Origin of the sequence: Streptomyces afghaniensis, from assembly GCF_044327915.1 — a bacterium.
Taxonomy (GTDB): domain Bacteria; phylum Actinomycetota; class Actinomycetes; order Streptomycetales; family Streptomycetaceae; genus Streptomyces; species Streptomyces afghaniensis.
In genome coordinates, this window is the sequence record NZ_JBIRGJ010000003.1 from 632,134 (window position 1) to 652,949 (window position 20,816).

At 68.9% G+C, this 20,816-nt stretch carries 20 protein-coding genes and 1 tRNA gene; 9 read left to right on the forward strand and 12 right to left on the reverse strand.

The genetic code is table 11. The features are described from left to right. The first annotated feature begins 138 nt into the window (after positions 1–138). From ACH4G3_RS13240 to pknB, 4 genes are all read left to right on the forward strand, one after another. The gene (locus ACH4G3_RS13240) at positions 139–1,695 is read left to right on the forward strand and encodes a Stp1/IreP family PP2C-type Ser/Thr phosphatase (protein ID WP_397624551.1); all 1,557 of its coding nucleotides are present in this window, start codon (positions 139–141) and stop codon (positions 1,693–1,695) included. 27 nt (positions 1,696–1,722) lie between these two features. Beyond that, a complete protein-coding gene (locus tag ACH4G3_RS13245; protein ID WP_397624552.1) occupies positions 1,723–3,180 on the forward strand; it encodes an FtsW/RodA/SpoVE family cell cycle protein in 1,458 nt (485 codons plus the stop codon). Continuing rightward, complete coding sequence (locus ACH4G3_RS13250; protein WP_397624553.1) at positions 3,177–4,652, forward strand: peptidoglycan D,D-transpeptidase FtsI family protein; 1,476 nt, start codon at positions 3,177–3,179, stop codon at positions 4,650–4,652. The genes ACH4G3_RS13245 and ACH4G3_RS13250 overlap by 4 nt, the downstream gene beginning before the upstream one ends. Positions 4,653–4,819: 167 nt before the next feature. After that, positions 4,820–6,844, forward strand: a complete 2,025-nt coding sequence (gene pknB, locus ACH4G3_RS13255) for a Stk1 family PASTA domain-containing Ser/Thr kinase (RefSeq protein WP_397624554.1) — start codon at positions 4,820–4,822, stop codon at positions 6,842–6,844. An 82-nt stretch (positions 6,845–6,926) separates the two neighbouring features. On the opposite strand, the gene ACH4G3_RS13260 is transcribed toward pknB, so the two are convergent. From ACH4G3_RS13260 to ACH4G3_RS13285, 6 genes are read right to left on the reverse strand one after another with little or no spacing between them, the layout of a single operon-like run. Beyond that, positions 6,927–7,679, reverse strand: coding sequence for a class E sortase (locus ACH4G3_RS13260; protein ID WP_397624555.1), 753 nt, complete (start codon positions 7,677–7,679; stop codon positions 6,927–6,929). A gap of 13 nt (positions 7,680–7,692) precedes the next feature. Continuing rightward, positions 7,693–8,877 carry a class E sortase gene (locus tag ACH4G3_RS13265; protein ID WP_397624556.1) on the reverse strand — a complete coding sequence of 395 codons (1,185 nt, stop codon included), beginning with the start codon at positions 8,875–8,877 and terminating at the stop codon, positions 7,693–7,695. Then, a complete protein-coding gene (locus ACH4G3_RS13270; protein WP_020273111.1) occupies positions 8,874–9,512 on the reverse strand; it encodes an aminodeoxychorismate/anthranilate synthase component II in 639 nt (212 codons plus the stop codon). Before ACH4G3_RS13270 ends, ACH4G3_RS13265 begins: the two co-directional genes overlap by 4 nt. Continuing rightward, positions 9,509–9,706 (reverse strand): hypothetical protein, encoded by a 198-nt coding sequence (locus ACH4G3_RS13275; protein WP_059417127.1) that lies wholly within the window; start codon positions 9,704–9,706, stop codon positions 9,509–9,511. The genes ACH4G3_RS13270 and ACH4G3_RS13275 overlap by 4 nt, the downstream gene beginning before the upstream one ends. A gap of 17 nt (positions 9,707–9,723) precedes the next feature. Beyond that, on the reverse strand, positions 9,724–10,419 hold the full coding sequence (locus tag ACH4G3_RS13280) for a class E sortase (RefSeq protein WP_397624557.1): 696 nt from the start codon (positions 10,417–10,419) through the stop codon (positions 9,724–9,726). Between the two features lie 23 nt (positions 10,420–10,442). Continuing rightward, on the reverse strand, positions 10,443–11,222 hold the full coding sequence (locus ACH4G3_RS13285; RefSeq protein WP_397624558.1) for a DUF881 domain-containing protein: 780 nt from the start codon (positions 11,220–11,222) through the stop codon (positions 10,443–10,445). 139 nt (positions 11,223–11,361) lie between these two features. On the opposite strand from ACH4G3_RS13285, the gene crgA reads away from it, so the two are divergent. Further along, positions 11,362–11,616: a cell division protein CrgA gene (gene crgA / locus ACH4G3_RS13290; protein WP_397624559.1), complete on the forward strand. Its 255-nt coding sequence runs from the start codon at positions 11,362–11,364 to the stop codon at positions 11,614–11,616. Positions 11,617–11,873: 257 nt separating this feature from the next. Here the strand turns inward: crgA and ACH4G3_RS13295 are convergent, their stop codons facing one another. Both ACH4G3_RS13295 and ACH4G3_RS13300 read right to left on the reverse strand, forming a co-directional pair. After that, on the reverse strand, positions 11,874–12,764 hold the full coding sequence (locus ACH4G3_RS13295) for a rhomboid family intramembrane serine protease (RefSeq protein WP_397624560.1): 891 nt from the start codon (positions 12,762–12,764) through the stop codon (positions 11,874–11,876). Between the two features lie 109 nt (positions 12,765–12,873). After that, positions 12,874–13,401 carry a peptidylprolyl isomerase gene (locus ACH4G3_RS13300; RefSeq protein WP_397624561.1) on the reverse strand — a complete coding sequence of 176 codons (528 nt, stop codon included), beginning with the start codon at positions 13,399–13,401 and terminating at the stop codon, positions 12,874–12,876. A 396-nt stretch (positions 13,402–13,797) separates the two neighbouring features. Between ACH4G3_RS13300 and ACH4G3_RS13305 the strand changes: the two genes are divergently transcribed. After that, a complete protein-coding gene (locus ACH4G3_RS13305) occupies positions 13,798–14,499 on the forward strand; it encodes a DUF5324 family protein (protein ID WP_397624562.1) in 702 nt (233 codons plus the stop codon). A 169-nt stretch (positions 14,500–14,668) separates the two neighbouring features. Here the strand turns inward: ACH4G3_RS13305 and ACH4G3_RS13310 are convergent. Beyond that, positions 14,669–14,741: transfer RNA gene (locus tag ACH4G3_RS13310), tRNA-Ala, on the reverse strand. A 183-nt stretch (positions 14,742–14,924) separates the two neighbouring features. On the opposite strand from ACH4G3_RS13310, the gene ACH4G3_RS13315 reads away from it, so the two are divergent. Both ACH4G3_RS13315 and ACH4G3_RS13320 read left to right on the forward strand, forming a co-directional pair. After that, a complete protein-coding gene (locus ACH4G3_RS13315; RefSeq protein WP_397624563.1) occupies positions 14,925–15,473 on the forward strand; it encodes a helix-turn-helix domain-containing protein in 549 nt (182 codons plus the stop codon). A 251-nt stretch (positions 15,474–15,724) separates the two neighbouring features. Beyond that, the gene (locus ACH4G3_RS13320; RefSeq protein ID WP_397624564.1) at positions 15,725–17,311 is read left to right on the forward strand and encodes a protein kinase domain-containing protein; all 1,587 of its coding nucleotides are present in this window, start codon (positions 15,725–15,727) and stop codon (positions 17,309–17,311) included. 48 nt (positions 17,312–17,359) lie between these two features. Here the strand turns inward: ACH4G3_RS13320 and ACH4G3_RS13325 are convergent, their stop codons facing one another. Continuing rightward, the gene (locus tag ACH4G3_RS13325) at positions 17,360–18,643 is read right to left on the reverse strand and encodes a hypothetical protein (RefSeq protein ID WP_397624762.1); all 1,284 of its coding nucleotides are present in this window, start codon (positions 18,641–18,643) and stop codon (positions 17,360–17,362) included. 198 nt (positions 18,644–18,841) lie between these two features. Next, positions 18,842–18,970: a DLW-39 family protein gene (locus ACH4G3_RS13330; protein ID WP_003999697.1), complete on the reverse strand. Its 129-nt coding sequence runs from the start codon at positions 18,968–18,970 to the stop codon at positions 18,842–18,844. A gap of 337 nt (positions 18,971–19,307) precedes the next feature. Here ACH4G3_RS13330 and ACH4G3_RS13335 point away from each other — a divergent pair, with 337 nt between their 5' ends. Further along, positions 19,308–19,679 carry a DUF6344 domain-containing protein gene (locus ACH4G3_RS13335; protein WP_397624565.1) on the forward strand — a complete coding sequence of 124 codons (372 nt, stop codon included), beginning with the start codon at positions 19,308–19,310 and terminating at the stop codon, positions 19,677–19,679. Between the two features lie 106 nt (positions 19,680–19,785). Here the strand turns inward: ACH4G3_RS13335 and ACH4G3_RS13340 are convergent, their stop codons facing one another. After that, complete coding sequence (locus ACH4G3_RS13340) at positions 19,786–20,697, reverse strand: hypothetical protein (protein ID WP_397624566.1); 912 nt, start codon at positions 20,695–20,697, stop codon at positions 19,786–19,788. Positions 20,698–20,816: the final 119 nt, after the last annotated feature.

Genomic DNA, 20,816 nt, shown 5'->3' on the forward strand with positions numbered 1-20,816 from the left:
CTACATCATGGATAGGCGCGAGCGGAGCGAGCACGCAGTGGCGGGCCCCACCCCGGGCCCCGGCGCGCTCCCGACCGGAGGGTGGGCAGTGTGGCTCGACACGACCGGCTGTACCCGGAGCCGACAGGCGAGGTGCGCATGAGTCTGTCACTGCGCTTCGCCGCCGGATCGCACAAGGGGATGATCCGGGAGGGCAACGAGGACTCCGGATACGCCGGCCCGCGCCTGCTCGCCATCGCCGACGGCATGGGCGGCGCCGCGGCGGGCGAGGTCGCCTCCTCCGAGGCCATCTCCACGATCGTCGCGCTCGACGACGACGTCCCCGGCTCCGACATCCTCACCTCGCTCGGCACGGCGGTGCAGCGCGCCAACGACCAGCTGCGCTCGATGGTCGAGGAGGACCCCCAGCTGGAGGGCATGGGGACCACCCTCACCGCCCTGCTCTGGACCGGCCAGCGCCTCGGCCTGGTGCACGTCGGCGACTCGCGCGCGTACCTCCTCCGCGACGGCGTACTGACGCAGATCACGCAGGACCACACCTGGGTGCAGCGCCTGGTCGACGAGGGCCGCATCACCGAGGAAGAGGCCACCACCCACCCGCAGCGCTCGCTCCTCATGCGCGCGCTCGGCAGCGGCGACCACGTCGAGCCGGACCTGTCCATCCGCGAGGTCCGCGCCGGCGACCGCTACCTGATCTGCTCCGACGGCCTGTCCGGCGTGGTGTCCCACCAGACCCTGGAGGACACCCTCGCCAGCTATCAGGGCCCCCAGGAGACCGTCCAGAACCTGATCGAGCTGGCGCTGCGCGGCGGCGGCCCGGACAACATCACCGTCATCGTCGCCGACGTCCTCGACCTGGACACCGGCGACACCCTCGCCGGGCAGCTGTCCGACACCCCGGTCGTGGTCGGCGCCGTCGCCGAGAACCAGCACCAGCTGCACGACAACGGCATCATGCAGACCCCCGCGGGCCGCGCCTCCGGGCTCGGCCGCCACGGGCACGGCCAGGGCGGCGGGGGCGGCGAGTTCGGCCCGCCCGGCTCCGGCGACACCACCGGCTACATCCCGGCGGCCGGCTTCGACTACGACGACGGCGACTTCACCAAGCCCCGCAGGAAGGGCCGCTGGCTGAAGAGATCCCTCTACGGCGTCCTCGCGCTGGCCGTCATCGGCGGCGGTCTGTACGGCGGCTGGCGCTGGACACAGACGCAGTACTACGTCGGCGCCGAGGACGAGCACGTCGCGCTGTACCGGGGCATCAGCCAGGACCTGGCGTGGGTGTCGCTCTCGAAGGTCGAGAAGGACCACCCCGAGATCGAACTCAAGTACCTGCCGCCCTACCAGCAGAAGCTGGTCAAGGCGACCATCGCCGAGGGCGGGCTGAAGAACGCCCAGGCGAAGATCCAGGAACTGTCGGTGCAGGCCTCCGCGTGCAAGAAGGAGGCGCAGCGGCGCGAAGCCGAGAGCCAGAACAACGCCAAGACCGGCGAGGGCGAGGCCGGGGGCACCACGGGAACCACTCCAGCCTCCTTCACGTCCAAGGCCACACCGACGCCGAACCCGTCGAACCCGTCGGGCTCGCCGTCGACGCCTGAGAAGTCCCCGAACCCGTCCACGACCGCACCTACTCCCAGCCCCGGCCCCAGCCTCTCGGAGGAAGAGCAGAAGGTCGTCTCGCTGTGCGGTAAGCAGTAGGCAAGCCGTGAGAGGCCCTGTTACACGATGAGCGGTACGAACACATCGCACTCGCCGACGCACCACACGTCGACCATCGGCGCGATCGGCGCACCGAGCAGACGCAACACCGAGCTGGCACTGCTGGTGTTCGCCGTCGTCATCCCGGTGTTCGCCTATGCCAACGTCGGCCTGGCCCTCAACGACTCGGTGCCGCCGGGCCTGTTGAGCTACGGCCTCGGACTCGGCCTGCTCGCGGGCGTCGGCCATCTCGTCGTGCGGAAGTTCGCGCCGTACGCGGACCCGCTGATGCTGCCGCTGGCGACGCTGCTGAACGGGATCGGGCTGGTCGTCATCTGGCGGCTGGACCAGTCGAAGAAGCTCCAGGCGAGTAAAACGTTCGTCGAGGCGGCTCCCCGTCAGCTGCTGTACTCCGCGATGGGCGTCGCCCTGCTGGTGGCCGTGCTGATCTTCCTCAAGGACCACCGCGTCCTGCAGCGCTACACCTACATCTCCATGGCCGGCGCATTGTTCCTGTTGGTCCTGCCGCTCGTGCCCGGACTTGGGGCGGACGTCTACGGCGCCAAGATCTGGATCAAGATCCCCGGGCTCGGTACGCTCCAGCCCGGCGAGTTCGCGAAGATCGCCCTCGCGGTCTTCTTCGCCGGCTACCTCATGGTCAAGAGAGACGCCCTGGCCCTGGCCAGCCGCCGCTTCATGGGCCTGTACCTGCCGCGCGGTCGCGACCTTGGTCCGATCCTCGTCGTCTGGGTGATCTCGATCCTCGTCCTGGTCTTCGAGACAGACCTCGGAACGTCGCTGCTGTTCTTCGGGATGTTCGTCATCATGCTGTACGTCGCCACCGAGCGGACCAGCTGGATCGTCTTCGGTCTGCTGATGTCCGCGGTCGGTGCCGTCGGCGTGGCGAGCTTCGAACCGCACATCCAGACGCGTGTGCAGGCCTGGCTCGACCCGATGCGCGAGTTCGAACTCTCCCGCGCCGGCGTCCAGGACGGTGTCGTCCACTCCGAGCAGGCCATGCAGGCCCTGTGGGCCTTCGGCTCCGGCGGCACCCTCGGCACCGGCCTCGGGCAGGGCAACTCCGACCTGATCGGCTTCGCCGCCAACTCCGACTTCATCCTCGCCACCTTCGGCGAGGAGCTGGGCCTCGCCGGTGTCATGGCGATCCTGCTGCTCTACGGCCTGATCATCGAGCGGGGCGTACGTACGGCGCTCGCGGCTCGCGACCCGTTCGGCAAGCTGCTGGCCGTCGGCCTGTCCGGCGCCTTCGGCCTCCAGGTCTTCGTCGTGGCCGGCGGTGTGATGGGCCTCATCCCGCTGACCGGTATGACGCTGCCGTTCGTGGCCTACGGCGGTTCCTCCGTGATCGCCAACTGGGCTTTGATCGGCATCCTGCTGCGCATCAGCGACACCGCCCGCCGCCCGGCTCCCGCTCCCGCCGGCGACCCCGACGCCGAGATGACTCAGGTGGTCCGCCCGTCATGAACAAGCCCCTCCGCCGGATCGCGATCTTCTGCGGCCTGCTCGTTCTGGCCCTGCTGATCCGCGACAACTGGATCCAGTACGTCAAGGCCGACGAGCTCAGGACCGATACGAAGAACCGCCGCGTCTCGATCGAGCGGTACGCCTCGCCGCGCGGCGACATCATCGTCGGCGGCAACCCCATCACCGGGCACGCGACGACCACGTCGGGCGACTACAAGTACAAGCGCACCTACAAGGACGGGCCCATGTGGGCGCCCGTCACCGGCTTCGTCTCGCAGGCCTTCGGCGCCAACCAGCTGGAGAACCTCGAGGACGGCATCCTCACCGGCAATGACGACCGGCTCTTCTTCCGCAACACGCTCGACATGCTGACGGGCAAGAAGAAGGAGGGCGGCAACGTCGTCACGACGCTCAACGCCGCCGCGCAGAAGGCCGCCTACAACGGCCTGGAGAAGCAGGGCGGCAAGGGCGCGGTGGTGGCGCTGGAGCCGTCCACCGGCAAGATCCTGGCGCTGGCGTCCTACCCGTCGTACGACCCGTCGTCGATCGCCGGCAACAGTTCCAAGGACGCCGAGGCCTGGAAGAAGCTGGACAAGAAGAACAACCCGGACGACCCGATGCTCAACCGGGCCCTGCGCGAGACGTATCCGCCCGGTTCCACCTTCAAGGTCCTCACCGCGGCCGCCGCCCTGGAGGACGGGCTGTACACGGAAGCGGACCAGCAGACCAAGACGCCGCTGCCGTGGACCATGCCGGGCACCACGACCCAGCTGAAGAACGAGGGCAACATCCCCTGCAAGAACGCGACGCTGCGGGTGGCGCTCCAGTACTCCTGCAACACCGTGTTCGGCAAGATCGGCGCCGACCTGGGCAACGAGAAGATGCTGGAGGCGGCCAAGAAGTTCGGCTTCACTGAGGAGCAGTTCACGCCGGTCCGCTCCAGCGCGTCGGTGTTCTCCGACGACATGAATCCCTCGCAGACCGCGCTGTCCTCCATCGGCCAGTTCAACACCGCGGCCACCCCGCTGCAGATGGCCATGGTCGCCTCGGCCGTCGCCAACAACGGCACCCTGATGAAGCCGTACATGGTCGACGAACTCCAGGCCCCGAACGTCGACACCATCGAGAAGACGGAGCCGGAGGAGATGAGCAAGCCGATGTCGGCCGAGAACGCCCAGATCCTCCAGTCGATGATGGAGACCGTGGTCGAGAAGGGCACGGGCTCGAACGCCAAGATCCCCGGCGTCAAGGTGGGCGGCAAGACCGGTACCGCCCAGCACGGTGTCGACAACAGCGAGAACCCCTACGCCTGGTTCATCTCGTACGCCAAGGGCGACGACGGCAGCTCGCCGGTCGCCGTGGCGGTCGTGATCGAGGACGACAAGGCCGTCCGTGACGACATCTCCGGTGGCGGCCTCGCGGCGCCGATCGCGAGGAACGTGATGGAGGCGGTCATCGACAGCGAGAAGTGACCCCGCTCACGTCTGCTTCACATCGGTGCACGTTGCGATACCGGTCCTGTATCGGCTGACGGGCTTGGCCAGGTCACACAAAGCGAGCCGGGTACGGTAGGCCCGGACGGCAGCCTCGACCGTACAAGCTTCCGGTCGGGACCGACGGAGAGGGCTGGTAGGTAGCTATGGAAGAGCCGCGTCGCCTCGGCGGCCGGTACGAACTGGGCCAGGTGCTCGGGCGTGGTGGCATGGCGGAGGTCTACCTCGCGCATGACACCCGCCTCGGCCGCACCGTGGCGGTGAAGACGCTGCGCGCGGATCTCGCGCGTGACCCTTCCTTCCAGGCCCGGTTCCGCCGGGAGGCCCAGTCGGCCGCCTCGCTCAACCATCCCGCGATCGTCGCGGTCTACGACACGGGCGAGGACTACATCGACGGGGTCTCGATCCCGTACATCGTCATGGAGTACGTAGACGGCTCGACGCTCCGCGAGCTGCTCCACTCCGGCCGCAAGCTGCTGCCGGAGCGTGCCATGGAGATGACCATCGGCATCCTCCAGGGCCTGGAGTACGCCCACCGCAACGGGATCGTCCACCGCGACATCAAGCCCGCGAACGTCATGCTGACGCGCAACGGCCAGGTCAAGGTGATGGACTTCGGCATCGCCCGCGCCATGGGCGACTCCGGCATGACCATGACGCAGACCGCGGCGGTCATCGGCACGGCCCAGTACCTCTCGCCGGAGCAGGCGAAGGGCGAGCAGGTCGACGCGAGGTCGGACCTCTACTCCACCGGCTGTCTGCTCTACGAACTCCTCACCGTGCGGCCCCCCTTCGTCGGCGACTCCCCGGTCGCCGTCGCGTACCAGCACGTACGTGAAGAGGCGCAGGCCCCGTCGGTCTTCGACCCCGAGATCACGCCCGAGATGGACGCGATCGTCCTGAAGGCCCTGGTCAAGGACCCGGACTACCGCTACCAGTCCGCCGACGAGATGCGCGCCGACATCGAGGCGTGCCTCGACGGCCAGCCGGTCGGGGCCACGGCCGCGATGGGCTCCGTGGGCTACGGCGGCTACCCGGACGACCAGCCGACGACGGCCCTGCGCGCGGACTCCGGCGCGGGCGCCACGTCGATGCTGCCCCCGATGAGCCCGGACGACGGCGGCTACGGCTACGACGACCGCCCCGACCGGCGCCGCCAACAGCAGCGCAAGTCCAACACCTCGACGATCCTGCTCGTGGTGGCGGGCGTCCTGGTGCTGGTCGGAGCGATCCTGATCGGGCGATGGGCGTTCAGCAGCAGCGGAGGTGCGAGCGACGACACGCTCCCCGCGCCCAACTTCGTCGGTGAGACCCAGCAGAACGCCCGGAAGCTGGCCAACAACGCCGATCTGGAACTGACCTTCTCCAAGAAGCCCTGCGAGAACCAGACCAAGGGCAACATCTGCTCGCAGGACCCGACGGCCGGAACGGACGTCAAGAAGGGCGACACCATCTCCCTGGTCGTGTCGACCGGGGCGCCGAAGGTGACGGTCCCGGACGTGACCGGCCTGACCTACGAGAAGGCCAAGGCCGAGCTCGAGGACAAGGGCTTCGAGGTCGACCAGAAGACGGAGGAGTCCGACCGCACCCCCGGTGTGGTCATCGAGCAGGACCCCAAGGGCGACACGGACCAGGAGAAGGGTTCCACGATCACCCTCACCGTCGCCAAGGAGGCGGAGAAGTCCACCGTCCCGGACGTCCTCGGCCAGAGCTGTGACCAGGCCAAGGCGCAGATGACGGCCAGCAACCTGGTCGGCAACTGCACCGAGGTGGAGACCGACGACGACAACCAGGTCGGCAAGGTCATCCAGACCACGCCGCAGGCCGGCACGTCGGTCGACAAGAACTCGTCGGTCAACATCCAGATCGGCAAGAAGAAGGAACAGCAGAAGACGCGCGTGCCCCAGGTCGTCGGCCAGAACGTCGGCCAGGCCAAGCAGATCCTTGCGGCGGCCGGCTTCACGAACATCCAGTTCGCGGGCGGCAGCGACCAGAGCGACACCGCCATCGTCTCCGGCCAGGACCCGCAGGGTAACCAGGAGGTCGACGACCCGGCGGGGACGACGATCACTCTCCAGACCGTCGGCTTCGGCAACAACGGCGGCAACAACAACGGCGGCGGCGGCAACGGCGGCATCTTCGGCGGAGTCACCGGCCGCGAAGAGGACTGACCCCCGGGTCCCCGAGTGACGGCAAGGCCCCGGCGCCCTCCACAGGGCGCCGGGGCCTTGCCTTGTGGCCGAAGGCCTTGCGCTAGGAGCGCAGCTCCTTCGGCGGCGTCCGGTCCGCGTTCACCTTCTCCACCCGCTCCAGCTCACCCCACACGATGTACCGGTACGTGCTCGTGTACACCGGCGTGCAGGTCGTCAGCGTGATGTAGTGGCCCGGCTTCTTCTTGCCGGACTCCTTCGGGACCTGTGAGAGGACCTTGACGTTGAACTTCGAGGTCTCGGGAAGGATGTCGTAGACCTTGTAGACGTACCACTTGTCCTTCGTCTCGAAGACGATCGGGTCGCCCTTCTTGATCTTGTCGATGTTGTGGAACTTGGCGCCGTGACCGTCCCGGTGGGCGGCGAGGGAGAAGTTGCCGGTCTTGCCCGACATCGGCAGGACCGCCTTGACGGGATCGGTGTAGTACCCGGCGACACCGTCGTTGAGGATCTTGTTCGACGTGCCCTTCTCGACCAGGACCTCGCCGTTCTTCATCGCCGGCACGTGCAGGAACCCGATGCCGTTCTTGGTGTCCAGCGCACCCGGGCCGCCCCCGCCGTGAGCCCAGTCGTCACGAACCTTGTCCGCCTGCTTCCCGGCCGCACGGTCGGCGACCACGTTCGTCCACCAGAGCGAGTAGGCGACGAACAGGCCCAGGACCAGGCCCGCGGTGATGAGGAGTTCCCCGAAGACGCTCACCGCCATGGCGATCGGGCCGGGACGGCGCCGGGCCGCGGAGGGCCGGGACGCCGCCGCGCCGGTGTGTTCGTGCTCGGTGTCGGTGGTCGCTGCCACTGGTCATCTGCCCTTAACTGACGAGCGCATCCGGCTTGCCCTTGCTGCGCGGCCGTTCCTCGACCATCTTGCCCCAGACGATCATCCGGTACTTGCTGGTGAACTCCGGCGTGCACGTGGTCAGCGTGATGTAGCGGCCGGGCTCGGTGAATCCCGACCCCGGGGGTACGGGATTCAGAACGCTCGTGTTGCTGGGCGACGTGACCGGCAGGATCGACGCCATCTTGTAGACGTAGTACTTGTCCTGCGTCTCCACGACGATCGGATCGCCCGGAGTGAGCCTGTTGATGTACCGGAACGGTTCTCCGTGGGTGTTGCGGTGGCCCGCGAGCCCGAAGTTCCCGGTCTTGTCACCGGGCATCGCCGTCTTGAGCGCGCCTTCGGCGTAATGGCCGACCATGCCCCGGTCCAGAACACCCTTGCTGCTCGTGCCCTCGGCGATCGGCACCACCACGTCCAGCTTCGGGATGTGCAGGATGGCGAAGCCCTGACCCGGCTCGAAGACCCCCGGGTTGCGCTTGCCGTTCGCCCAGTCGTCCTGGAGGCTGCTGGCCTCCTTGCCGGCCTGCGCGTGCGCCCGCACGTTCGTCCACCACAGCTGGTACGTGACGAACAGCAGCATCAGCACACCGGTGGTGATGAACACCTCGCCGATCGCCCGGCTGGCCATCACCGCCGGACCCGGCTTGCGCGCCCGCGCCTGCCGTCGCGCCTCGACCCGCGACAACGGCGCCCGCCGCTCGTCCCGCGCCGAGCCCCCAGCCGAGTCCTGGCCCGATTCCTGAGCCGAGCGGGCCTCCGAAGCACCGCCATGGCGCCCGTGACGGCGCTTGGCGGCCTTTCTGCGGGCCGCGCGGCCGCCGTGGGCGGGTCCGTCGTGCCGTGGCGCGGAAGAGCCCGGAGAGCCGGACACGGGGTCACCGGCCGCGGGCGGCGGATCCGGTATCCGCAGCGCCACCGTCTCCTCGTCGGCCGGAGGCAGATACGGCTCGTCCGGGACGGGCTCGTACGACGCCGGGTACGGCTGTGGCTCCGGCTCTGACATGTACAGCGGGGACTGCGGCTGCGGCTGCGGTTCCGGCCGCGGAGAGGCACCGTACGCCCCTCCGCCCGACCAGTCCTCGAACGCACCCTGCACCCCGTACGACTGCTGCCCGTACGAGGTGTCGGACTCGCGCTCGGGGCGCAGCGCCGTCACGCCGTGGCCCTGCCCACCACCGGGGCGAGCCCGGCCGACCTCGCCACCGCGCCCTGGTCCCCGCACTCCACCAGCCAGTTGGCCAGCATCAGGTGCCCGTGCTCGGTCAGCACCGACTCGGGGTGGAACTGCACGCCCTCGACCGGAAGTTCGCGGTGCCTCAGACCCATGACGATCCCGTCGTGCGTCCGGGCCGTCACCTCAAGCTCGGCCGGGACCGTCGCGGGCTCGGCGGCCAGCGAGTGGTAGCGCGTCGCCGTGAAGGGCGAGGGCAGGCCGGCGAAGACACCCCGGCCGGTGTGCTCGACCGGCGAGGTCTTGCCGTGCAGCAGCTCGGGCGCGCGGTCCACGACCCCGCCGTACGCCACCTGCATCGACTGCATGCCGAGGCAGACACCGAAGACCGGGACGCCCGTGGCGGCGCAGTGCCGGACCATGTCGACACAGACGCCCGCCTCCTCCGGGGTGCCCGGACCCGGGGAGAGCAGGACACCGTCGAAGCCGTCCTGGGCGTGCGCCGTCGACACCTCGTCGTTGCGCAGGACCTCGCACTCGGCGCCCAGCTGGTACAGGTACTGGACCAGGTTGAAGACGAAGCTGTCGTAGTTGTCCACGACGAGAATGCGCGCGCTCACTGGTTGTCCACCGTCACATCGTTGAAGGGCAGCAGCGGCTCCGCCCACGGGAAGACGTACTGGAAGAGGACGTAGACCACGGCCACGACCAGGGCGAGTGAGATCAGCGCCCTCACCCACGTGTTCCCCGGCAGATGCCGCCAGATCCAGCCGTACATGCCGTCCCTTCCGTCGTACCACGGCACCAGACCCACGCCGTACAGCCACCAGACTAACGGCGCAACGCCTCAGGTTTCCCGGCCTCCACAGGCTGAGTGGAGTCCAGGTGCGCCCAGACGATCAGCCGATGACTGTGTCCCCATTCCGGTTCGCACGTGGTCAGCGTCAGATAGCGGCCCGAACGCGTGTACCCGGATGTACGTGGGACAGGGTCGATCACCTCGATGTCGGAGGGCACTGTTTTGTACGGGCCTTTGTCGATCCGATACGTGAACCAGGTCGTGCCGTCGGTCAGCACCACGGCGTCGCCTCGCCTCAGCTGGGGAAAGTCCTTGAAGGGGTCGCCGTAGGTGCGGCGGTGGCCGGCGACCGCGAAGTTCCCCTTCTGACCGAGTCGGGCGGTCTCCGCGTAGTGGCCCAGGCCCTTCTTCAGGGTGCCGGTGGCCGTCCCTTCGAGCACCGGCTTGTTCCACGTGAAACCAAGACGCGGGATGTACATGATCGCGAAAGGCTTGCCCTTGGCGTAAGGCGCGGGTTTCGGAGGGCTCGCGGTGCTCCCGGCGGAGGAGCCGGCCGCCGCGGGAGGCGCGCTCGACTTCGCCCACTGCTCCTGGAGCAGCTCGATCTGGTCGTCCATGACGCCGTCGGCCTGCACGCCGGTCCAGAACAGCACGTAGACGACGAACAGCACGATCACGCTGCCGACGGTGATGCACAGTTCGCTGACGGTCCTGACGATCACACGCACCGGCGGCTCCCCCGGCCAGGCTGCTACTCCACAGGCTTCGCGTAGTGCAGATCCACTGTGCCCGAGTAGCCGGGAAGAGTCACCGGCCCGTTCTCCTCGACTTTCCAGCCGAGCCCGTAGACGTTGACGTAGACCATGTAGTTCTGGATCGCCGGGGAGGCCGCGAGCGCCTTCTGGAGCTTGTCCGGGTCACCGACCGCCGTGATCTTGTACGGCGGCGAGTAGACGCGGCCCTGGAGGATCAGGGTGTTGCCCACGCAGCGCACCGCGCTGGTGGAGATCAGCCGCTGGTCCATGACCTTGATGCCCTTGGCCCCGCCCTGCCACAGCGCGTTCACCACGGCCTGGAGGTCCTGCTGGTGGATGACCAGGTAGTCGGGCTGCGGCTCGGGATAGCCGGGCAGCTTGGCGGTGGCGTCCGGCGGGGCGTCGTTGAGCGTGACCGTGAGCGACTCGCCCTTGAGCTTCTGCGTGCCGGCGCGCTTCTCCAGGTCGGCGAGCTTGTCGTCCTCCGCCTTGGTGCTGCCGTCGTCCCGGTCGGCGAGCGCCTCTATCTCCTTGCGGAGGGTCCCGTTGGTCTCGTCCAGCTCGCCGTTCTCGCGGCTGCGCTCCTGGATGAGATCGGACAGCTTCAGCAGCGAGGTGTCCGTGCGGATATTGGTGCCCTTGGCGGTGTTGAAGCTGGTGAAGAAGATGAGTCCCGCGAGCGCGAAGACGGCCGCCGTGAGGATCCGCACGGGCCGGAAACGACGCGCGCGCTCAGGGCTGGATCCCGTCCCGGGGGAGTCGGCAGAATTGCTCAACGTACCCTTATCTCCTTCGGCGCCACGGAAGCACTACGCTAACGGACGCCCGGGGGAGCACTCAGAGTCCCCTTACGCTGCCCCGAGACCGACCCAGTTACCTGCGCGGCCACGCAGCGCATCGACAGGAGAGACCCTCGTGCCGAAGTCACGTATCCGCAAGAAGGCCGACTACACGCCGCCGCCCGCGAACAAGGCGACCGCGATCAAGCTGAACAGCCGTGCCTGGGTCGCGCCCGTCATGTTGGCCATGTTCCTCATCGGCCTGGCCTGGATCGTGGTCTTCTACGTCACCGACGGGTCGCTGCCCATCGACTCGCTGGGCAACTGGAACATCGTGGTGGGCTTCGGCTTCATCGCCGCCGGATTCGGTGTGTCGACCCAGTGGAAGTAGCGGCCACCGGAAGGTGAACGCAGCTTTGCCCAGGCTTGTTCACTGAGTTATCCACAGCGGTTTTCCACAGGTGGAAAAGAAACGACGATCTGTGGATAACTCGTTGAGTGTTGACGCCGGTATGACGGAAGTACCGGAACTCGAAAGCTTGTTCGCCCCCTGCCTGACCTGCGGAAACGCCGGTCAGTGACAGGGGGCACAGGTGTTCCCGCACACTATGCACAAGATCCGCCACCCGCTGTGGACAACGCTCGCGCTCAGCTGAGCTGGGCCGTCCTCAACAGGGTCAACAGGACGATCACGGCGAGGACCAGCGCACATGTGCCGTACTGGATCAGGGCACGTCGCTCGCGCGGGGCGTGGACCATGGCGTACCCGACGACGACACCGGCGACGAGGCCGCCGATGTGGGCCTGCCAGGAGATGTTGAAGCCCGGGCTGAAGGTGAAGATCAGGTTGATCACCAGCAGCGCGACGATGGGCCGCATGTCGTAATTGCGCCGGCGCATCAGCACGGCCGTGGCGCCGAACAGGCCGAAGATCGCGCCGGAGGCGCCCAGCGTCGCCGTGTTCGGGGAGGCCAGCAGATAGGCCAGGGTGCTGCCCGCGAGTCCGGAGACGAAGTAGAGCGCGAGATAGCGCACACGGCCGAGGGCCGCTTCGAGCGGGCCGCCGAGCCACCACAGGCTGAGCATGTTGAACGCGATGTGCCAGACCTCCTGGTGCGTGAACATCGACGTCACCATGCGGTACCACTCGCCTCCCGCCACGCCCTGTGTGGGCGTGAAGGGCGCGGGCGGCCAGGCGCCGACCAGGGCGAGGTCGATCGCGAGCGACTCATGGGCCCGGATGGCGATGAACACGGCCAGGTTGATCCCGATGAGGATCTTGGTCAGCAGGCGGGGATCGGCGCTGATGGCGCCGCCGGCGATCGTCCGGGGCATGGCGGCCGTGGGCGCGTGACCGGTACCGGCGCCGGTGCGGACGCACTCGGGGCACTGGAAGCCGACGGAGGCGTTGACCATGCACTCGGGGCAGATCGGGCGTTCGCAGCGGGTGCAGCGGATGCCGGTCTCGCGGTCCGGGTGGCGGTAGCACATGGGGACGCTGTGGGCGTCCTGCGGACTGCCCGCAGCCTGGTCGTCCATGAGATCCCCTCGGTCGTGATGAGAAAAGCCCGCCCCGCTCATCTTTACGGACGAGCGGGGCGAATGGTTCCCTGCGAGGGCTTCAGCACTCGGCGGGTCCCAGCCGGTCTCAGCGGGTCTCGATGACGACCGACTCGATGACCACGTCGTTGACCGGGCGGTCGGTGCGCGGGTTCGTCTGGGCCGAGGCGATGGTGTCCACGACCTTCTGGCTGGCCGCGTCGGTGACCTCGCCGAAGATGGTGTGCTTGCGGTTCAGCCACGCCGTCGGGGAGACGGTGATGAAGAACTGCGAGCCGTTGGTGCCCGGGCCGGCGTTGGCCATCGCCAGCAGGTAGGGCTTGTCGAAGCGCAGGTCCGGGTGGAACTCGTCCTCGAACTGGTAGCCGGGACCGCCGGTGCCGTTGCCCAGCGGGTCACCGCCCTGGATCATGAAGCCACTGATCACCCGGTGGAAGACCGTGCCGTCGTAGAGCCTGTCCGTGGACTTCTGTCCCGTCTCCGGGTGGGTCCACTCCCGCTCGCCCTGGGCGAGCTCGACGAAGTTCTTGACCGTCTTGGGGGCGTGGTTCGGCAGAAGCCGGACTTCGATGTCGCCGTGGTTGGTCTTCAGGGTGGCGTAGAGCTGCTCAGCCACGATCTGCCTTCCGTTGTCTTTCTGTGACTCCCTGATCCTCGCATGGACGGGGCTCCGCGTCGCCCGACCTCGGTTCACCGGAGGTAAACCGGGCCGATCGCATGCAGAAAACCTGTCGAGTAGTCCCGGGGCGGGGGCGTGCGGCGGCGATCCGTGGCATTGTCGACGACAAGCTCCTGTTGAACCGTATTCATCCGCTATTGCATGTGATCGGCTCTCGATCAGCGCTCGGTCCACTCTTGATCGGTTTTCGACCGGAGACGGCCCGGAGACGGCCCGGAGCCGGCTCCCGTGACCCGGATGCCTGCCCGCGCATGCCTGGCGGTGCTCCGGGAGGCATGATCCGTAAAAGGGTGGAAAGTCGAAATACCGTACGCCACCGAGGAGGAGGAACCCGTGACCCGCATCGACAGCGTGCGCGCCGCGACTGGTTCGGCGAAGGACAGCGTGCTGCACGCCGCGGAAGTGGTGGCGCCCTACGCCGACACGGCCAAGGACAGGGCCGCGCACTACGCACACGAGGCACGCGTACGGCTAGCGCCCAAGGTGACGCAGGCCGCCGGGCAGGCACGCGTCCAGTACGGCGCCCATGTGCAGCCGTATCTGGAGCAGGCCCGGACGCATGTGCCGCCGAAGGTCGACCAGGCCGCCCACGAGGCCGCCGTCCGCACGCGCAAGGCCGCCCGGCAGGCGGCGGAGTACTCCAGGCCCAGGCTTGAGCAGGCTGTGGCCGCGGCCGTGCCCGTCACGGCGGAGGCCGCTGCCCGGAGTGTGGCCGCTATGGCCGCGCTGCGGGGTCAGGTCTCGTCGAAGGAGGTCCAGAAGCTGATCCGCAGGCAGGAACGGCGGGCGAGGGCCGGCCGGGCCATGAAGACGCTGATCGTTCTGGGCGCCCTCGCGGGCGGTGCCTTCGCCGCCTGGAAGTGGTGGGACAAGCAGGCCAACCCGGACTGGCTGGTGGAGCCGCCCGCCGCGACGGAGGTTCCCGAGTCGGGCCGTCTGACCTCTGTGGACGGCAGTGGTGAGTCCGCTCTGGACCCGGAGGTCGAGGCGAAGCAGGCGGAGGACGAGGCCGCACGGCGCGACGACCGTTCCTGACGGCCGCCGGATCGATCCCACGGCACAGCCACCGGATCAACAGCACGGCGGGGCGGAAGACTTGGGGCTCAGTCTTGAGAGCCTTGCGAGTCTCCCGCCCCGCCGTGCTGTTTCACGTGAAACAAAAGCCCCCCGAACCACGTTTCCGCAGTTCGGAGGGCTTCGAGAGTGGAGCCTAGGGGAGTCGAACCCCTGACATCTGCCATGCAAAGACAGCGCTCTACCAACTGAGCTAAGGCCCCGGAAGAGGAACGTCCGCCCGGAGAAAATCTTGTCCCGGCGGGCGTCGGAGACCAGAGTACCGGGTCACCCCCATGATTTCGCAAAAGGATTGGGGGTCCCCGTCGCCGACCACTCTCCGTAAGATGCTCGGCGTGGTTCGCTACCGCGAACCGCCGTACTTGGGGAAGCGATGGGGAGACGCAATGGACGCCGCACAGCAGGAAGCCACCGCAAGAGCGCGGGAACTGCAGCGGAACTGGTACGGGGAGCCGCTGGGGGCGCTCTTCCGTAAGCTCATCGACGATCTTGGTCTCAACCAGGCTCGTCTCGCGGGGGTTCTGGGACTGTCCGCACCGATGCTGTCGCAGCTGATGAGCGGTCAGCGGGCGAAGATCGGCAATCCCGCTGTGGTGCAGCGGGTGCAGCTGCTGCAGGACCTGGCGGGGCAGGTCGCGGACGGCAGCGTGAGCGCGGCCGAGGCCACGGAGCGCATGGAGGAGATCAAGAAGTCACAGGGGGGCTCAGTGCTCAGCAACACCACGCAGACAACCAGCAGTTCGGGAGCGCCCACGGTCAAGCGCGTCGTCCGGGAGATCCAGTCGCTGCTGCGCTCGGTCGCGGCGGCGGGCGACATCATCGACGCCGCGGAGACCCTCGCCCCGACCCACCCGGAACTGGCAGAGTTCCTCCGTGTGTACGGCGCCGGCCGTACCTCGGACGCGGTCGCGCACTACCAGTCCCACCAGAGCTGACCCCGCCACCCGGCCGCCGAAGGGGGTTCGGCACCGGGTTCCGGGTGAGGTGACGGGGGGTGCGTCACGGTACGGGCGGACACGAGGGGGCGTGTTCCGTACGGGGGACCGGTCGACGCGAGGGGGCGTGTATCGGCTCATCGGGGGAGTCACGGGGGTGCGGGGGACGCGTTTCGCCCGTCGGGGAGTCGTAAGGCTCGTCGAGGGGGAAGCAAGGGGGGAGACCACAGGGGGAGGAGCGACGTACAGCCATGGGTGAGGTGTTCGCCGGCCGGTACGAACTGGTCGACCCGATCGGACGCGGAGGGGTCGGCGCCGTCTGGCGCGCCTGGGACCACCGCCGCCGCCGCTATGTGGCCGCCAAGGTCCTGCTCCAGAGCGACGCGCACTCGCTGCTGCGCTTCGTCCGCGAACAGGCCCTGCGGATCGATCATCCCCATGTGCTCGCCCCCACCAGCTGGGCCGCCGACGACGACAAGGTCCTGTTCACCATGGACCTCGTCGCGGGCGGCTCTCTGGTCCACCTCATCGGCGACTACGGTCCTCTGCCGCCGGCCTTCGTCTGCACGCTGCTCGACCAGCTGCTGGCGGGGCTGGCGGCGGTGCACGCGGAGGGTGTCGTGCACCGGGACGTCAAACCCGCCAACATCCTGCTGGAAGCCACCGGTACGGGCCGGCCGCGGCTGCGGCTGTCCGACTTCGGCATCGCGATGCGACTGGGCGAGCCCCGCCTGACGGAGACCAACCTCGTCGTGGGGACGCCCGGGTATCTCGCACCCGAGCAGATGATGGGCGCGGAGCCGGACTTCCCCGCCGACCTGTTCGCCGCGGGCCTGGTCGCGCTGTATCTGCTGGAGGGCGCCAAGCCGGACAGCAAGGCGCTCATCCAGTACTTCGCCGAGCACGGGACGCCCGGTGCGCCCAAGGGCATTCCGGAGCCGCTGTGGCAGGTGGTGGCCACGCTGCTCCAGCCGGACCCGCAAGCCCGGTTCCGTACGGCCACGGGGGCGCGCAAGGCGCTCGCCGCCGCGGCGGAGCTCCTCCCCGAGCCCGGCCCGGACGACGAGCTGATCGAGATCTTCGACCAGATCGGTCCGCTCCCCCCGGGGTTCGCGCCGAACGGCCCGCTGGAGAGAGCGCGGAGTCCGCGACCGGGACAGGACGGACCGGCCGGCCCGGCGACGGACGAGGAGAAGTCCGGTCCGGCGGCCGACCAGGAGCGGTCCGGTCCGGCGGCCGGGGAGCGGCCCCGGCAGGACGCCCAGGCCCCCTCGGGAACGGGCGCGTCGGGAACGGGCGCGTCGGCGTCGTGGCAGGGCCCCGGCGCAGCGGTCGTACAGCCCGGCCACGGCGAGGACGCCGCCCTGCCGGCCACCCCCGCTCAGCCGCCCGCCATGTCGGACACCGGCAGCTTCCACCTGCCGCCGCCCCAGGTCACCGGCACCAACTCCCCCACACCAGACCACGACGCACAAGCACAGGCCTCACACCAGCAGGCCCTCTACTCCCCCTACGACCCCACGCACCCTCTGTCCCCGTCCCAGCCGCTCCCTCCGGCGTACCCGAACCACACGGGCTATCCCGGTCAGCCGCTGCCCTCCGTGAACCAGCAGCCCACCCACACCTCCACAGCCTCGTACACCACGCAAACCCCGCCGGCCCCGGCTCCGCAAGCCACACTGCCTGGACAAGGGATTCCGCCCGGCCAGGGCACGTCACGGCACCGAGCACAGCGCCCTGCCCGCCGACCGGGCCCCCCGGCCAAGGTCGTGGTCCCGCTCCTGCTCCTCGCCCTGGCCTGTTATGCCGTGGGGTTCTGGGCCCTGACCCGCATCTGAGCGCCCGCGAGCACCAGCCCGGGCGCACGCACGGCTCCCCTGCTCGGCCTACCCGGCGTTCCTCCGCCGAGCCACCACGGTCCACACCCCGAGCCCCACGAGCAGCGCGCTCCCGGCGCCGATGCCGCCCACGGCGACGACCCGCATCGCGGTGTCGTCACCCCCGGCCACGCCCTCGGCCGCCGCCTCCCGGTCCTGCTCCGAGACCTCGAAGACGCCCTTCGGCTCGGACTCCCTCACGTATTCGGGCCCGCTGCGCGCCTCTCCGCTCACCTTGACCCGCAGTGTCATCGGGAACGGCCCGTCCCCGAAGGTGTCGGCGACGCTCTCGGCGAGGTGCGCGACGAGGTAGTAGGAGCCGGCGAAGCGCATCGCACCGACCTGGCCGATGGCGGCGTTGCGGTTGGCGTGGTCCACCGGCGGCAGGGGAGGCAGGCTGCCGGACTTCTGGCCGCCGTTGTAGCCGACGCCCACGTCGGCGACGGGGCCGCGCGCCGGGTTGTACAGGTCCAGGTCCAGCGCGTCGGACGTGTAGCCGGTGCGGCCGGAGGCCGAGCTGCCCAGGTCGGCGGTGACCTGGAGCTGCTGGCCCCAGTCGACCGGCACCTCGTAGAAGAGCGTCTGGCCGGGCCTGATGTCGTCCCGCCAGACCCCCTGGTCCAGCGGGGTCGCCCGGGTGAACCCCGCACCGCCCCGGCGGTCCTCGGCCTCCCCCTGGAGCGGCTGGGGCGAGGCGGAGTTCCACACCTCGGGTGCGCCGGTCGGCCCGGCCTTCGCCGTCCGGGGCTCCGTCATGGCGACGAGTTCCAGGTCCCAGGCGTCGGGCGAGGAGCCCTCGCCCTTCGGGTCGACGCGCTCGACGGTCACGTAGTAGGTCCCGGCCTCCCGGCACAGCGGCTTGGTGGGGGAGATCTCGCGTCGGCCCCACGTCGCGATCGGGTGCGGACTGCGGGCGGCGCCGAAGCTCGCCCTGTCGTCGGAACAGGGGGTGCCGTCGTCGTCCTGCACGGACACCTTGATCCCGTCGATGACGGAGACGGTGCTGCCGGGGGAGGGGACGGCGGTGACGGAGACGTACGCGTTCGACGTGGCGTCGAGCTCGAGGCGGTAGTTGACCTTGCCACTGCTCGGGAGGGAGCTCTTGTACGCCGTGCCGGGCGTCAGCGCCACGGCGTCGGCGGTACTCCTCGCCCCCTTGATGGTCCGGGCGTCAGCGGCGAAGGCGTACGGGCTCGGCGACCGCGCCGTACCGGACGCCCCGGCGGCGGCCCACGCGGCCTGTCCGGGCACCCCGGCAGCCGTCGTACCCAGCAGCACCGCCACAGCGCTCAGACCCACGACCACCGACGGACGACGACCGCGCCACGCGCCCGCACGCCCCCACGCCGTACGACACCGTCCCCTCACGCGCCACCCCTCACGTCACCGGACCGCAGAACCGCCGTGAATCCTCAGAACCGCCGTGAATCCTCACACACAAAACCCCGACCGCGAGGCGGCCGGGGTGTGTTCGGTTTGGGATGTCGTGACTCACGAACCCGTGGGCACGGAGTCAGTCGCCTCCGTCCACAGATCCTGCTCGGCGCGATCCGCCTGGATCTGGCGGTACACGAGGAGCCCGCCGATGGCGGCCAGTGCGACCAGGAGAAGCTTCTTCACCGCGCGACCTCGTCTTTCGTTGACGTAGGGGACCTCTGGCGCCCGACTATACACACCGACCGATACCGATCGGTGACCTGAGTCGGACCTCAACTCCCCTCCGGGGAACCGCGATAGAAGCGGAGTCCGTCGCTCCCACCGGAGAGTGATCACACGCCGACGGACGGTTACTTCGACCGCTTTTCTCCCTCTTTCCTACCTTTTCACCCTTCTTGCACCCATCTGGGTGGTGTTCATCTGAACAACGACGCGCCACGAGCGTCGGTCCACCACTTCTCGGCCCTCATACACATCATGAGGAAAGTACGCAAATCGCCCGACCCGAAAGTGAGGGGTTATGGCCCGGAACAAGGTCATGAAGCTCTGGACTGCCATCGTCACCGCCTTCCTCGCGCTGTGCACGACGCTCGGATTCGTCACCACGACCGCCGCCGCGGCGGTACCGCAGACCGAGCAGAAGCGCAACAGCGCGCTCATCCCGCAGCAGCGGACGGCACCGGCGACGGCCGCCCTCTGGTCCTTGTCCTACGCCAAGGCCCTGCCCCCCACGATGAAACAGCGCATCCACGCCGAGGCCCACGGCAAGTCCCCCAGTTGCCGCCACCGCACGCTCACGGACACAGCGGCGTCACCCACCGCCGACTGCACCGACGACCACACCGACGCCGTCGGCGACCCAACGGACCATCTCACTCCGCTGCAGCGCTGATACCACCGGCACCTCCCGGCGACCTGCGTACAGGCCCGGCGGCTCCTCGGAGCCGCCGGGCCTTTTTCCATGCGGATCAGCCCTCAAGGGGCAGCCCTGAAGGGGATCAGCCCTTGGAGAGCGTGATCTGTGTCTCCTGCTGTCCGGTGTCGGCCGTCACCGGGTAGTCCCGGTCGTCCGCCCGGGCCCTGCTGCGTATCGTCGCGGTCCCGGGCTGGAACGAGGTGCCCGGCTCCTGGCTGGTCAGGCTGACCGACCACGGGACGGGCGCACCCGGGGTGCAGGCCACGGTCGTCTGGTAGGACGCGCCCGGCGTCCCCTTCTTCTGTATCTGGAAGACCTGGCCGGCGAGCGAGACGCTCGCCGGCTTGTTGCACGTCACGGTGCCGCCGACGGTGATCCGCCCCTCCGGAACCTCCGCCGTGCCCTCGGGGTCGATGGTCATCCCCAGGGCCAGTTCGGCCGGAGGCTCGGGCATGACCGCGTGCACCGCACCGCGCAGAGGCACGGTCGAGCCGTTGCAGTACTGCTCGAAGGTGGCGTCGAGCTCGCTGATGTAACCGTAGGGGCCGAAAGCGATGTGCTCGATGGTGAAGGAACCGGAGTTGGTGTTGCACCACTTCTCGGTCCCGTTGTCGGTTCCGCTGAACACCAGTTCCGGATCCTCCGGCTGGGCGTCGGGCCACTGCTTCGCCCCGGTGTACGTGGTGCCCTCGGTCAGCTTCTGACCGTCGGGGGCGGCGATGATGAGCCGCCAGAGCGTGCCCTGCTCCGCGTCCACCGCGACGGTCAGGCTGTTCCCGTCCGTGCTGCCCTGGACGTCGAACATCTGGACCGCGCCGGCCGTGTACGCGTACGACTGACCGCCGGATATGGGCTCACCCGCGTCGCCGCTGAAGCTCAGCGTTCCCGACGCCGCGCTGTGGGCCTGCGCGGTGCCCGCCAGCGGCGCGACAGCGAGCGCGACGGCCAGCGCGGCGACAACGCCCACCGTCCGGGCCAGGACGCGTCTGGGCATGGTGCTTCTCGTCAAGGTTCCCCCCAAGGAAATGACTCTGGAGTGAGGCCGACCGGCCTCACTCCAGAAGCGTTGGAACGTCGCCAGGCGTCACAGGAACCTCATGGATACCGAAAAAG